At 67.5% G+C, this 13,545-nt stretch carries 13 protein-coding genes; 1 reads left to right on the top strand and 12 read right to left on the bottom strand.

All coding sequences use genetic code 11. The features are described 5' to 3' along the window. Nucleotides 1-937, top strand: a 937-nt coding sequence (locus HOV91_RS40230; protein WP_369009327.1) for an ATP-binding protein, incomplete at its 5' end; no start/stop codon positions are given. A 539-nt stretch (nt 938-1,476) separates the two neighbouring features. On the opposite strand, the gene HOV91_RS29255 is transcribed toward HOV91_RS40230, so the two are convergent. The 12 genes from HOV91_RS29255 to HOV91_RS29200 form a co-directional block, all read right to left on the bottom strand. After that, the gene (locus tag HOV91_RS29255; RefSeq protein WP_174188532.1) at nt 1,477-4,032 is read right to left on the bottom strand and encodes an ATP-dependent Clp protease ATP-binding subunit; all 2,556 of its coding nucleotides are present in this window, start codon (nt 4,030-4,032) and stop codon (nt 1,477-1,479) included. Between the two features lie 311 nt (nt 4,033-4,343). Next, nucleotides 4,344-5,273 carry an esterase/lipase family protein gene (locus HOV91_RS29250; RefSeq protein ID WP_174188531.1) on the bottom strand — a complete coding sequence of 310 codons (930 nt, stop codon included), beginning with the start codon at nt 5,271-5,273 and terminating at the stop codon, nt 4,344-4,346. A gap of 89 nt (nt 5,274-5,362) precedes the next feature. Beyond that, nucleotides 5,363-5,956 (bottom strand): anthrone oxygenase family protein, encoded by a 594-nt coding sequence (locus tag HOV91_RS29245; RefSeq protein ID WP_174188530.1) that lies wholly within the window; start codon nt 5,954-5,956, stop codon nt 5,363-5,365. A 132-nt stretch (nt 5,957-6,088) separates the two neighbouring features. Next, a complete protein-coding gene (locus HOV91_RS29240) occupies nt 6,089-6,736 on the bottom strand; it encodes an FHA domain-containing protein (RefSeq protein WP_051046140.1) in 648 nt (215 codons plus the stop codon). Between the two features lie 183 nt (nt 6,737-6,919). Continuing rightward, on the bottom strand, nt 6,920-7,279 hold the full coding sequence (locus HOV91_RS29235; RefSeq protein WP_040864538.1) for a histone-like nucleoid-structuring protein Lsr2: 360 nt from the start codon (nt 7,277-7,279) through the stop codon (nt 6,920-6,922). Between the two features lie 115 nt (nt 7,280-7,394). Then, a complete protein-coding gene (gene lysS / locus HOV91_RS29230; protein ID WP_174188537.1) occupies nt 7,395-8,894 on the bottom strand; it encodes a lysine--tRNA ligase in 1,500 nt (499 codons plus the stop codon). Between the two features lie 262 nt (nt 8,895-9,156). Beyond that, nucleotides 9,157-9,579, bottom strand: coding sequence for a rhodanese-like domain-containing protein (locus HOV91_RS29225; RefSeq protein WP_174188536.1), 423 nt, complete (start codon nt 9,577-9,579; stop codon nt 9,157-9,159). An 8-nt stretch (nt 9,580-9,587) separates the two neighbouring features. Beyond that, on the bottom strand, nt 9,588-10,196 hold the full coding sequence (locus HOV91_RS29220) for a cysteine dioxygenase (protein WP_174188529.1): 609 nt from the start codon (nt 10,194-10,196) through the stop codon (nt 9,588-9,590). Between the two features lie 181 nt (nt 10,197-10,377). After that, a complete protein-coding gene (locus HOV91_RS29215) occupies nt 10,378-11,175 on the bottom strand; it encodes a type III pantothenate kinase (protein ID WP_174188528.1) in 798 nt (265 codons plus the stop codon). Nucleotides 11,176-11,192: 17 nt separating this feature from the next. Next, complete coding sequence (gene panD / locus HOV91_RS29210) at nt 11,193-11,612, bottom strand: aspartate 1-decarboxylase (RefSeq protein ID WP_063022203.1); 420 nt, start codon at nt 11,610-11,612, stop codon at nt 11,193-11,195. Between the two features lie 13 nt (nt 11,613-11,625). Beyond that, nucleotides 11,626-12,606: a pantoate--beta-alanine ligase gene (gene panC, locus HOV91_RS29205; RefSeq protein WP_174188527.1), complete on the bottom strand. Its 981-nt coding sequence runs from the start codon at nt 12,604-12,606 to the stop codon at nt 11,626-11,628. After that, a complete protein-coding gene (locus HOV91_RS29200; RefSeq protein WP_174188535.1) occupies nt 12,606-13,535 on the bottom strand; it encodes a Rossmann-like and DUF2520 domain-containing protein in 930 nt (309 codons plus the stop codon). Before HOV91_RS29200 ends, panC begins: the two co-directional genes overlap by 1 nt. Nucleotides 13,536-13,545 lie beyond the last annotated feature (10 nt).

Here is a 13,545-nt window from a genome sequence, read left to right as displayed (position 1 = left end):
GAGACAGCCCGCCCCGCGTGCCCCCGCCGCGCCGGGCATCGGCGACCTGGACGAGCTTTTGCAGCGCCCCCGCACCGCCGGATTGACAGTCAACACCCGGGTCATCGGCACACCACAGCAGTTACCCAGCGTCATCGATGTGGCGGCGGCGCGGATCGTCCAGGAGTCGCTGACCAACGTGCTGCGGCACGCGCCGGGCGCGGAGGCGACGGTCACCGTGCGCTATACCGCCGACTCGGTCGACATCACCGTCGACAACACCCGCCCGACCAGTGCTACCGCACGCTCCGGCACCAGCGGCGGCAACGGCATCATCGGCATGCGCGAGCGGACCCACGCGCTCGGTGGCGCGCTCACCGCGGGTCCGCGCCCCAGCGGCGGCTTCCGGGTCGCGGCCCGGCTGCCCACGCAGACACCTGAACCGGGAGCGACATCGCCGCACGAGGGCACAGCGGGATCGCGGAGCGCGCACAGCCGGTCGGCGAGCGCGTCCATACGAGGTGCTGCCCAATCGGCAGCGCCTGAACGAAGCCCTGAGACAGCAAAAGGGGTTCCGCACCCGAGAACACCGACGCCGACTGCCACGCCGACGGCGACGACCCCAGCGGGCAGCAATGCACGCCGTACGACCCTGTCCCACGAGACGGACACAAGCCCGCACGAGCCACGAACTACTGCCGAGGCGGCACAAACGCCGCCAACGGGCAGCAAAGCACGCCGTACAACCTCCACGGACGAGACGGACGAAAGCACCGCCCACCCGCGAACCACTGCCGCGGCGGCGGACGCGACACAACCGGACAGCGAGGCACCGCGGACGACTTCCTCGAACGAGCGCCCCGCCGAGCCTCGTACCGCGGCGTCGCACGGGCCACAGCACCGGCCCGACGAGGCGGACGAGCGGACGAGTACCCGGGCCGGTCGCGCGCGGCGATGACGGCACGACGCGACCCGTCCGACGGCAGAGCAGACCCGATGGAGGACGACTCATTTCCTGGTCAAGCACACCGAACCGGCCGATCTCGTGCGTGCCACGTCAGCGGCATTCACCGAACTGAACGTCAGGGACCGCACTCAGTGGTCGTTCTGGCCTACGAATCCGGGCTGGTCGGCCCCGGCTGGCAGTAACCGAGGCCGGACCGTCGCCGTTAACCGCTACGGCATGGCGAGACGTCGTTCGCGGCACCTCGATATAGCGGCAATAGCAATTTTCTAGCAATCAAAATTTTGCCAGCCAGATGCTGCTTGGCGATTATCTGGTAAATCACTGCGGGCGCCCATACCCAGGCATATTCCACGTGCAGACGCGTGACCGATGCCTCCGGCATGCCCGCCGACGCGGTCTTTCGGCATGAATAATTTCACTCGACCCCGAGGCCGTGATTTTCCGGCCGATCACTAGGACGGAAGTCGGCCTGGTCGAGAAAAAGCCCGTGCCCACCGTCATCCGGTGGGCACGGGCTTTCGAGTTACGACTTACTCGCCCGAGGCGGCCTCGGTGGAGCCTTCCGTCGCGCCGGTCAGCACGACTTCCGGCTTCTCTTCGGTCTGAGCCTTGGTCAGCTTCGCCTTACCGGTGAAGGTGAACTTGGCATCCTCGCCGGAGCCTTCGCCGTCCCAGCCCTCGACGTCGACCGAGATGGTCTGACCGGGGCCGATCTCGCCGAAGAGGATCTTCTCCGACAGCTGGTCCTCGATCTCGCGCTGAATGGTGCGGCGCAGCGGCCGGGCACCGAGCACGGGGTCGAAGCCACGCTTGGCCAGCAGGTTCTTGGCGTTCTCGGTGAGCTCGATCGCCATGTCCTTGTTCTTCAGCTGCTTGGCGACGCGGTTGATCATCAGATCCACCATCTGGACGATCTGGTCGGTGGTGAGCTGGTGGAAGACGATCACGTCGTCGATGCGGTTGAGGAACTCCGGCCGGAAGTGCTTCTTCAGCTCGTCGTTGACCTTGAGCTTCATCCGCTCGTAGTTCGAGCCCTCGGCATTGCTCTGCGTGAAGCCCAAGCCGACGGCCTTCGAGATGTCCGAGGTACCGAGGTTCGAGGTGAAGATCAGCACCGTGTTCTTGAAGTCCACGGTCCGGCCCTGGCCGTCGGTGAGACGACCGTCCTCGAGCACCTGCAACAGGGTGTTGTAGATCTCCTGGTGGGCCTTCTCGATCTCGTCGAACAGCACGACCGAGAACGGCTTGCGGCGCACCTTCTCGGTGAGCTGGCCGCCCTCCTCGTAGCCGACGTAGCCCGGAGGGGCACCGAACAGCCGCGAGGCGGTGAAACGGTCGTGGAACTCGCCCATGTCGATCTGGATGAGCGCGTCGTCGTCGCCGAACAGGAAGTTCGCCAGCGCCTTGGACAGCTCGGTCTTACCCACGCCGGACGGACCGGCGAAGATGAACGAGCCGGACGGACGCTTCGGATCCTTCAGGCCGGCACGGGTGCGGCGGATGGCCTTGGAGACGGCCTTGACCGCGTCCTCCTGGCCGATGATCCGCTTGTGCAGCTCGTCCTCCATGCGGAGCAGACGGGTGGTCTCCTCCTCGGTGAGCTTGAAGACGGGGATACCGGTCCAGTTCGCCAGCACCTCGGCGATCTGCTCGTCGTCGACCTCGGCCACGACGTCCAGGTCACCCGAGCGCCACTGCTTCTCCCGCTCGGCCCGCTTGGCGACGAGCTGCTTCTCCTTGTCGCGCAGCCGCGCGGCCTTCTCGAAGTCCTGCGCGTCGATCGCGGACTCCTTCTCCCGGCGCGCCTCGGCGATCTTGTCGTCGAACTCGCGCAGGTCCGGCGGAGCGGTCATGCGACGGATGCGCATCCGGGCGCCCGCCTCGTCGATCAGGTCGATCGCCTTGTCCGGCAGGAACCGGTCGTTGATGTAGCGGTCGGCCAGCGTCGCCGCGGCCACCAGCGCGCCGTCGGTGATGGAGACCCGGTGGTGCGCCTCGTAGCGGTCGCGCAGACCCTTGAGGATGTTGATGGTGTGCTCGACGGTCGGCTCGCCCACCTGCACCGGCTGGAACCGGCGCTCCAGGGCGGCGTCCTTCTCGATGTACTTGCGGTACTCGTCGAGCGTGGTCGCGCCGATGGTCTGCAATTCACCGCGGGCCAGCTTCGGCTTCAGGATGGATGCCGCGTCGATGGCGCCCTCGGCCGCGCCCGCACCGACCAGCGTGTGCAGCTCGTCGATGAACAGGATGATGTCGCCGCGGGTGTTGATCTCCTTGAGCACCTTCTTCAGGCGCTCTTCGAAGTCACCGCGGTAGCGGCTGCCCGCGACCAGGGAACCCAGGTCGAGGGTGTAGAGCTGCTTGTCCTTCAGCGTCTCCGGGACCTCGCCGTTGACGATGGCCTGCGCGAGCCCTTCGACGACGGCGGTCTTGCCGACGCCGGGCTCGCCGATCAGCACCGGGTTGTTCTTGGTGCGGCGGCTGAGCACCTGCATGACGCGCTCGATCTCCTTCGAGCGGCCGATGACCGGGTCGAGCTTGCCCTCCAGCGCGGCCTGGGTCAGGTTGCGGCCGAACTGGTCGAGCACCAGCGAGGTGGACGGGGTGCCCGCCTCACCGCGCGAACCGGACTCGACCGGCTCCTTGCCCTGGTACCCGGACAGCAGCTGGATGACCTGCTGGCGCACACGATTGAGATCGGCGCCCAGCTTCACCAGCACCTGCGCCGCCACGCCCTCGCCCTCACGGATGAGGCCGAGCAGGATGTGCTCGGTGCCGATGTAGTTGTGACCGAGCTGCAGCGCCTCGCGAAGGCTCAGCTCCAGCACCTTCTTGGCGCGCGGGGTGAACGGGATGTGACCGGACGGGGCCTGCTGGCCCTGGCCGATGATCTCCTCCACCTGGCTGCGCACGCCTTCCAGCGAAATGCCGAGCGACTCCAGCGACTTGGCCGCGACGCCCTCACCCTCGTGAATCAGCCCCAGCAGGATGTGCTCGGTGCCGATGTAGTTGTGGTTGAGCATCCGGGCCTCTTCCTGGGCCAGGACGACGACACGCCTCGCGCGGTCGGTGAACCTCTCGAACATCGCTCCCTCACTCTCCTGCTCCGACATTCTGGCAACAGACGCCGCAGTGTGCTGTGTACAACAACCGTGGGCGTCAGCCTGCCATGAAGCCCGGGGGTTGCGGCCCCCGCCTCCACTCTAGTTGGCGGGAGATGCCGCCGCCGCCGGTCCACCCTATTGCCGACCGGCAGCAGCACGGTCATTCACTCATAACGTGGGCGGCGCGGGATTCGTTTCCGGCCGGGTTTTGCCCTCAGCGAACAGAAGACTCGCCGACCGGAGCTCCACCGCACACGTACGACCTGGGCTGCCTACCCGGTATGAGGGTCGACCTAACCGCAGGGCACGGGGCGTTGATGTGCGGGATCGAGCGCGTTGAGCATGTAGGTCGCGGCCCTCCGACTTCCCGCTATGCCCGTATGCCCAGAGTAGTCCGTCGCGCAGCCGTCCTGAACCACGATGTTCGTCACTCGCGGACCGGCGACCAGGCCGGAGGTGTACGGCACCACCAGCTCGTCCAGCTCGGTCGCGATGTTGGTGTAGGTCACGTCCGGGTGGTACACACCGTCCGCGTTGAGCGCGCGCACGAACTCCGACCCTTGCAGCACCTGGCGGCAGGCCATGCAGGGCGACCCGGCCACGGCGTCGAAGAACGGGCCGAGACCCAGCCGCGTGCCGACCTCGTTCAGGTCCGCCATGCCTGCCGCGTTCGAGCCGAGCCAGGGCGGGGCCAGCCCGACCATCTTGTCCACCTTCGCCGCGCCCGCGAGCCGCTTGACGAAGTAGTTGCCGATGAAATTGCCCTGGGAGTGACCGACGAGGTCGACCTCGGCCGCGCCGGTCGCGGCGCGTACCCGGTCCACGAAAGCGGCGAGCTGGGCGGCGCTCCGCTCGATCGGGAGCATGCCGCCGATGGCCGAGGCGGGCCACGGCAGGTCGTAGGCGCCGAACGTGGCCGAGTACACGCAGTAGCCCTCGTTGGCCAGCACCGGCGCATACACGCCCCAATTCGTCTGTGCGCCACCCCCCGTGCCGTGCACGAGAACTACGGGGTTCGGGTGCTCGGAACCCGGCCGGCAGGACCAGTCGTTGGTGCCGGGCAGCGAACCGCCGGGATTCGCCAGCTCGGCGGGAATCCCCGCGAAGAAGTTGTAGTCGACCGGATATCGTTCCTGCGGCTCCCGCGCGTGCGCCGAGCCCGCGGTAGCGCACACCGCGGCGAGCAGAACGATCAGCAACGAAAAGCCTGGGACACGCCGCACGATAGCCTCCCGGTCCGGTCTCGTCTTCGGGGGAAGCTACCGCACGGAGTGGCCCAGACGGAGCACATTCCGGCGGGTCGTTGCGGAAACTAGCTCTGACCGAAGGCGGGCGCGGCGGACCGGTCCGCCGCCGTGTACTGGCCCGCCACCACGTGGCCCGCAGCGCCCGCCGCGGCGGTGGCCTTCCCCTGCTGAACGCCCGCCGCGAACAGCGCGCCGCACAGCGCGAGGAAGGCCAGCGTGTGGACGACGCCGCGCACGATGTTCCAACGGACCCACGCGGCTTCGAAATCGGCGCGCACCGCGGCGAGGTCGGCGATCGATGCCGGATCGCCCGCGGCGGCCAGCTGGTCGTTGAGCGGAACGTTCAGGCCCGAGGTCACCGCGAACGCGATGACATTGAGTACCAGCGCGAGCACGATCCAGATCAGTGTGCCGCGGTGCTCCCGGCCCAGATGCAGCGCGGCCGCCAGGACGGTGAAGCCCACGGTGCCGAGGAACGCGATCATGAACCACGGATTGATGATCACCACGTTGATCTTCTGCATCACGTCGATCATCGCCCGGTCGTCGGTGCGGGCGAGCGCGGGCATCACCGAATTGGCGTACGCGTAGAACAGGCCCGCGATCAGGCCGGTCGCCAGCGTGGCGAGCACCAGTGCGGCGAGACGGGTGGCGGTCATGACTTCCTCCTGCTGGGAACTCCGCCGGACTCGTTCTCGATCCGGCTGGCGATTCCCAGTCAAGCCGCTGTCGCCATGACTCTCCATGGCCGAGAAGCTCGACCGCCTAAGCGAGCGTCTACCGTGGAGGTCTCACAGGTCCCGATCGGAAATGAGCCCACTCTGCATCGCCAATCCGGCCAGCCGTACGCGCTTCTGGTTCTGCGGCAGATCCTCCACGCCGAACTTGGCGAACAGCGCGCGCAGGTGGGTCTTGATCGCGTCGACGCTGAGGAACAGCTCCTCGGCGATCTGCTGGTTGGAGGCCGGGGTGGCGAAACCCGCGCCGTGCTTGTACGGGCGGCACAGCGCGATCAGCACCGAGCGCTGCGTTTCGGTGAGCGAGCGCGCGGTGGGGATCGAGCCGGTGGAGGTGCGGGTGATGTCGTCGGACACGCCGCCGAAGTCGTGAAAGGACACCCGCGAGGTGCCGACGCGGATGACGTCGCCCGCCATCAGCCTGCGGCGGCCGACCAGCCGGTCCCCGTTGACGAACGTGCCGTTGCGGGACAGACCGTCGTCCACGATGGTCCAGTGCGCACCCAGGTATTCGACCGCGGCGTGCAGCCGGGAGACCTCCGCGTCCCAGCTCAGCGCGAGATCGGCATGCGGGGATCGGCCGATCGTGACGCGTCCGCGGTCGGGCGTGAGCGTGAGCTCCTGCTGCCGGCCGGCGTCATCGGTGAACCGCAAGAATGATCCGACGAATCCTGTCACTGCGCCGATACCTCGCCTCTCCATACCGCCAGTGACCGTCGCACGGTTTCCATGGTGCCGCGTTCCGGTACCACGAGCAAGATCGATTCATCCGCCGTAACCGGCCACCGTGGGATCCGGTCTCGCTGCCATATCGAAGGTCTATCACAAACAAGACCGCCGCCCCGACGTCGCACGATTCGCCGGGACGGCGGCCGGAAAATAGAACTATCCCTTCGCGGCCTTGTTGTACGCGTCGGTGATGTCGGCGGAGATGCGGCCCCTGGCGGACACCTTGTGTCCATTCCGGCGCGCCCACTCGCGAATTGCGGCACTTTGTTCCCGGTCGATCGAGACCCGGCTCTTGGGCGTGCCCGCGGCGGCCGCGGCGGCCTTGACCCGGCGCCGGCCGCTGACCCGGCGCGCATTCGAAACCCACTCTTCCAAACCGTCGCGCAGCTTCGCCGCATTTGCCGACGACAGGTCGATCTCGTACGACACACCGTCGATCGCGAACTCGATGGTCTCGTCCGCGATGGACTCACCATCGACATCGTCGATCAGGCTAACGGTGACCTTCTTTGCCATGAGATGAACGTCCTCTCGAAATCGTGCGACCCGCATACTAGGCCGATTACCCGAGGCAAGAATACCCCGAATTCCGGAAATTCCAAGACGGAGCCGCTGCTTTGCAATCCAGTGGTCACCTGGTGACCGGACGCACAATTGGGAACAGTATCGTTTCTCGGATTCCCAATCCGGTGAGCGCCATCAACAAGCGATCGATTCCCATACCGGTTCCGGTGGTCGGCGGCATGCCGTGCTCCATCGCCGCGAGGAAGTCCTCGTCGAGCACCATCGCCTCGTCGTCACCTTGCGCGGCCAGCCGAGCCTGGTCGACGAACCGCTCGCGCTGGATCACCGGGTCGACCAACTCCGAATAGCCCGTGGCCAACTCGAAGCCGCGCACATAGAGGTCCCACTTCTCCGTGACGCCTGCCGTACTCCGATGCTGCCTGGTCAGGGGGGACGTCTCCACCGGGAAGTCGCGCACGAAAGTCGGCGCGTAGAGCTTGTCGCCGTACTGGTGTTCCCAGAGTTCCTCGACGAGTTTCCCGTGGCCGTAGCCCTTGCCCTCCGGAATTTCCAGACCGACCCGATCCGCGAGCGCCCGCAATTCGGCGACCGACGTTTCCGGGGTGACCGGCACACCCAGAGCGTCCGACAGCGACGGGTACATCTCGACGGTCGCCCACTCGCCGCGCAGATCGTATTCGGTGCCGTCGGCCAAGGTCACCACCTGCGTGCCGAACGCCTCCTGGGCCACTTCCTGGACCAATTCGCGGATCATCGCCGCCGAGTCGTCGTAGGTGCCGTATGCCTGGTATGTCTCGAGCATCGCGAACTCGGGGGAATGCGTGGAGTCCGCGCCTTCGTTGCGGAAGTTGCGGTTGATCTCGAAGACGCGCTCCAAGCCGCCGACCACGCAGCGCTTCAGGAACAGCTCCGGCGCGATCCGCAGGAAGAGGTCCATGTCGAGGGCGTTGGAATGGGTGACGAACGGCCGGGCCGCCGCGCCGCCGTGCAGCGTCTGCAGCATCGGCGTCTCCACCTCGAGGAATCCCCTGCGCTCGAGGGCGGCGCGCAGCGCACGCACCACGGCGATACGGGTGCGAGCCATTTCCCTGGCCTCCGGGCGCACGATCAGATCGACATAGCGCTGCCGGACGCGCGACTCCTCGTTCATCTCCTTGTGTGCGACCGGCAGCGGCCGCAGGGCTTTCGCCGCCATGAACCAGGAATCGGCCATGACGCTCAGTTCCCCGGTGCGGGAGGAGATGACCTCACCGTGCACGAAAACGAAGTCGCCGAGATCGACGTCGGCCTTCCACGCGGCGAGGGCGTCCGCGCCGACCCCGTTCAGGCTGATCATCGCCTGCAGCTTGGTGCCGTCGCCCTCCTGCAGTGTCGCGAAACACAGCTTGCCGGTATTACGCAGGAATATGACGCGTCCGGCGACGCCCGCCTGTTGTCCGGTGGCGGTGTCGGCGGCCAGGTCCGGATATGCGGCCCGAATTTCGGCCAGGGTATGCGTGCGCGGCACGACCACGGGATATGCCTCGCCACCGGCCGCTAGCAGGCGCTCTCGCTTCTCCCGGCGAATCCGTATCTGCTCCGGGGCGTCGTCGGCGTCGGGCGCCACGGCAGGCCGCGAATCCGATGTCGATGCGCTGGAGGATGCAGAGTTCGGAGTGCTCACATCGAACAACCCTAGCGTGCACCGGAAATCGTATTGCGCGCCGCCCGGACTCTGACCCGGAGTAACGAAACGGTATCGATGCGCCGGCCGCCCCGAGACCGCCTGCCGCGGGCTCCGGATACGTGAAATAGCCGGTGCGCATCGAGGTGTGTCCGAAAACACCTGCGCGACCGGCTATTTCGAGATGGAAGTGTTCCAGGGCGATTTACAGCGACGCCAGCGCGTCGAGCTCACGCGCGAAGTGCGGCGCCCCCATGGCGACGTTCAGCAGACCGGCCGCCTTCAATGCCTGGTAGCCGCCGACGAGGTCGGTCGCCCGGTGCAGTCCGAGTTGCTGCAGAGCGGCGGCCGCCAAGCTGGAGGTATAGCCCTCGGAGCAGACGACGATCCATTCCACATCGTGATCGGCGGCCAGCGCCAAGCGGGCCGAGCTGGTGGGGTCGAGCCGCCATTCCAGCACATTGCGCTCGATCACCAGGGCGCCGGGCAAGGTGCCCTCGCGTCCGCGCTGCGCTTGGGGGCGGATATCCACCAGAATGGCACCGCGCTCGATTGCTCGCGGCAATTCGAAGGCGTAGATCCGGTCGAGTCGGGCCCGTGCGTTCTCGAGCATCTGATCGATGGTCAAACGGGTCATCACATATCACCTTCGGGCTGGTCGGTGAGAACGGTTCGGGTGCGCCGGAGAGTGCCGTGACCCGTCACCTCGTAATAGGACATAGCGGTCAGCGGCGGGGAATAGGCGTGCACGCTCAATGTCGGGTCGAGCGGACCGGTGGCTTCGGCAGCGCCGGGCACGGCCGCGGGCGCGCGCATCACGTCGTGCACCCAGCCGATCGGGAACGATGCCTGGTCGCCCGCCGTGAGCGTGCGGCGACGCAGTTCCGTTCCGTTCCAACGGTATTCCGACAGCGCGCCGCTGAGCACGGTGAGCGCGCCGAGCGACCCGGCGTGGTCGTGCAGTTCCGTCGATTTATCCGGCGTCCAGCTGATCAGCCAGACGTCGACCTCGTCGTCGGTGAGCAGTCTGGTCGCCCAGCGCTCATCGGCCGGCCACTCTCCCCCGGCGGGAAGCAGGTGGTCGTAACGCCCGGCCAGCACGTCCTCGGCGCCCTCGTCGGTCAACCGGAGCAGATCGGCCGGACGCAACCGGGTGGGAAGCGCCGGCGACACCGAGCGCTCCACCGGAGGGGTGGCCGAGAACGCGGTACGCGCGGAAGAAAGAGAAAGAACAGAAGAACGCATGAGCGAATCTCCAGGAGGAAGGTATCGGTCGAGGGCAAGAACTCAGCCTCGATCGGTCGAGGCACGTCAGCCTCGACAACACTCCTGGGTGCTCACGCGGGAAGTCACGAAAGGGAGTTTAACAGCATTCGGCGCGGTGCCGGCAAGCGACCAGCCTGCGACAAAGCCAACACCGCGCATTTCAGACACTTCCCTTGCGCCGCTGGTTGCGTTCGTATACGAGCCGCAGCCCGGTCAGCGTGAGGTGCGGATCGTGGTCCTCGATCGTTTCGGATTCCGGAACGATCAGCGGTGCGGTGGCGCCCGTCGCCACGATCGCGACGTCGTCGCCGGCGAAGGCGTCGAACTCGTCACGGATCCGATCGATCAGGCCGTCCACCAGTCCGGCGAAACCGAAGACCGCCCCGGACTGCATACATTCCATGCTGTTCTTTCCCAGCACCGACCGTGGCCTGGCCAACTCCGCCCGCCGCAGCGCGCTGCGTTCCACCAGCGCCTCGGTCGAGATCTCCACACCCGGCGCGATGATCCCGCCGAGGAACTCGCCCTTCTTCGACACCAGATCGACACAGATCGCCGTCCCGAAATCGACCACGATCGCCGGTGCGGAATACCGCTGGTAGGCGGCCAGGCAATTGACGATGCGGTCCGCGCCGACTTCTTTCGGATTGTCCACCAGCAGCGGAATCCCGGTGCGCACACCGGGTTCCACCAATACGTGCGGAACGTGCGCCCAGTACTGACCGAGCATGGCGCGTAGTTCGCGCAACACCGGCGGCACCGTCGAAAGCGCCGATACGCCGATGACCTCGTCCAGCTGCGCGCCGACCAAGCCGCGCACCTGCATGGCGAATTCGTCGGCCGTCAGCAACGGATTGGTGTGCATTCGCCAGTGCCGCACGAGTTTCGAATGCGCCCCGGAACCGGAGAACAGACCGAGTTCGATACTCGTATTGCGGACATCGATGGTCAGCAGCATGTCCCGGTCGCCGGTCCTCAGACGAACGACAGGGAGCGCGGCGAGGTGAGGCCCGAGCCCTCCGGCGCGTGCGCCGGGTCCGAGCCGAGCTCGACCGGACGGTTGCGCTCGTCGACGAACACGACCTTGGGGTCGTATTCCGCGAGTTCCTGCTCGTTCAGCTGACCGTAGGCGATCAGGATGACGAGGTCGCCCGGGTGCACCAGGTGCGCCGCGGCACCGTTGATCCCGATCACGCCGGAACCCCGTTCACCGGCGATGACGTAGGTCTCCAGCCGGGCGCCGTTGTCGATGTCCACGATGCAGACCTGCTCGCCTTCCAGCAGGTCGGCCGCGTCGAGCAGGTCCTGGTCCACGGTGACCGAGCCGACGTAGTGCAGATCGGCGTGCGTCACGGTGGCACGGTGGATCTTCGACTTCATCATGGTGCGCAGCATTGCGTCGCCCTTTCTAGTTCGCGGGAGGGATCGAGGCGGGATCGGACACCGCCGGGGCGGGCTGGGACGAGTCCACGGCGGGCCGCGAACCGGAGACGGTCGGATGGCCGTCGATCGGAGCGCCGAGCGTGACGGCGATGTTGTCGATGAGCCGGGTCGCGCCGACCCTGGCCGCGACCAGCAGCCTGGCGTTGCCGGTCGCCGGGGCGGGGCCCAGAGTGGCCGAGCGCAGCTCCAGGTAATCGACCTCCACGCCGGTCGCGGCGTCGAGCACCTGGCGGGCGGCCGCGAGAACCGCGTCACCGCCGAGGCCGCCCGCGTGCTTGCCCGCGGCCAGGGCCGCCGAGAGGGCGAGCGCCGATTCGCGCTGCGCCGGGTCGAGATAGCGGTTGCGCGAGGACAGCGCCAAGCCGTCGGCCTCGCGCACGGTGACCACCGGGGTGATCCGAACGTCGAAATTCAGGTCGCGGACCAGCTGCCGGATCAACGTGAGCTGCTGATAGTCCTTCTCACCGAAGAACGCCTCCGTCGGCCGCGCGATCTGCAGCAGCTTGGCGACCACGGTGAGCATGCCCGCGAAATGGGTGGGGCGGCTCGCGCCCTCCAGCTCCGCGCCGAGCGGGCCGGGGTGCACCGTGGTGCGCGGACCGTCCGGGTACATATCCGACACGCTCGGCGCGAACACCAGCTCGACGCCCTCCGCGCGCAGCAGCTCGACGTCGGCGTCCAGCGTGCGCGGATATTTGTCCAGATCCTCGTTCGCACCGAACTGCAAGGGATTGACGAAGATCGACACGATGACGACCTGGTTGGTGCGTTTGGCCAGCCGCACGATCTCCAGGTGGCCCTCGTGCAGCGCGCCCATGGTCGGCACCAGCGCGACGGTGCGGCCCACGCCGCGCAGGGCGGCGGACGCCGCGCCGAGTATCGCGGGATCGTGGTGCACGGTCAGCTCACCGGGCCGGTAGGCACCGCGCAATTTCGGGTCGAACATCAGTGTCCTTCCAGCAGCTCGATGACAGCGGGGGCGGTACCCGCCCGCTCCGCGGTGCGCAGCGACAGCGCGCGGTACGCCTCGGCCATCCGGGGATCGACCGTCGCGAGCGCGTCCATATGCGCGGCCACCGCGTCCGCGTCGCCGCGGGCCACCGGGCCGGTCAGCGCGGACTGGCCGCGGCGCAGCGCGTTGTCCAGCGCCGCCGAGGCCAGCGGGGCGAGCAGGCGCTCGGCCAGGCCGCCCGGCTGGTCGTCGACCACTTGCTGACCGATCAGGCCCGGCCCCTCCAGGGCGGCGCGCAGCGCGGCGACCGCGTCCACGATCACCGTGACCAGGTGATTGCTGCCGTGCGCGAGCGCGGCGTGGTACAGCGGCCGGTTGGCCTCCGGCACCCGGACCGGCTCACCGCCCATCTCGATCACCAGCGACTGCGCGATGGCATAGCCGACTTCGTCGGCCGCGGTGATGCCGAAGCAGGCGTTGCCGAGCCGGGTCACGTCTTCGTCATGACCGGTGAAGGTCATGGCGGGGTGGATGGCCAGCGGTAGGGCGCCGATCTCGGCGAGGGGCGCGAGCACGCCGACGCCGTTCGCGCCGGAGGTGTGCGCGACGATGGTGCCGGGCCGGACGACTCCCGCACCCGCCAGGCCACGAGCCAGACCAGGCAGTTCAGTGTCGGGCACGGCGAGCAGCAGCAGTTCGCTGCGGGCGGCCACCTGTTCGACCGGCAGGATCTCCGAATCGGGCAGCCGGGTCCTGGCACGGCGCACCGAGGCGTCGGAGATCGCGCAGACGCCGAACACGATGTGCCCGGCCCGCTCGAGTGCGGCGCCCAATGCCGAACCCACACGTCCCGCCGAGACGATTCCCACCGTCAGGCGTGCGGGCGCGGGGTCGAAGCCCGAAGTAGCGTTGTCGGAATTCACGCTTCTCGAG

Origin of the sequence: Nocardia barduliensis (assembly GCF_013315795.1) — a bacterium.
Classification (GTDB): domain Bacteria; phylum Actinomycetota; class Actinomycetes; order Mycobacteriales; family Mycobacteriaceae; genus Nocardia; species Nocardia barduliensis.
The sequence above is the reverse complement of the archived record's forward strand: the minus strand, read 5'-3'. Positions and strand labels throughout refer to the sequence as shown.

Coding starts and splice junctions, on each gene's coding strand:
- panD (WP_063022203.1), bottom strand. CDS start 11,612: ATGCTGCGCACCATGATGAAGTCGAAGATCCACCGTGCCACCGTGACG.
- HOV91_RS29215 (WP_174188528.1), bottom strand. CDS start 11,175: ATGCTGCTGACCATCGATGTCCGCAATACGAGTATCGAACTCGGTCTG.
- HOV91_RS29220 (WP_174188529.1), bottom strand. CDS start 10,196: ATGCGTTCTTCTGTTCTTTCTCTTTCTTCCGCGCGTACCGCGTTCTCG.
- HOV91_RS29245 (WP_174188530.1), bottom strand. CDS start 5,956: ATGACCGCCACCCGTCTCGCCGCACTGGTGCTCGCCACGCTGGCGACC.
- HOV91_RS29235 (WP_040864538.1), bottom strand. CDS start 7,279: ATGGCAAAGAAGGTCACCGTTAGCCTGATCGACGATGTCGATGGTGAG.
- panC (WP_174188527.1), bottom strand. CDS start 12,606: ATGTTCGACCCGAAATTGCGCGGTGCCTACCGGCCCGGTGAGCTGACC.
- HOV91_RS29255 (WP_174188532.1), bottom strand. CDS start 4,032: ATGTTCGAGAGGTTCACCGACCGCGCGAGGCGTGTCGTCGTCCTGGCC.
- HOV91_RS29240 (WP_051046140.1), bottom strand. CDS start 6,736: ATGGAGAGGCGAGGTATCGGCGCAGTGACAGGATTCGTCGGATCATTC.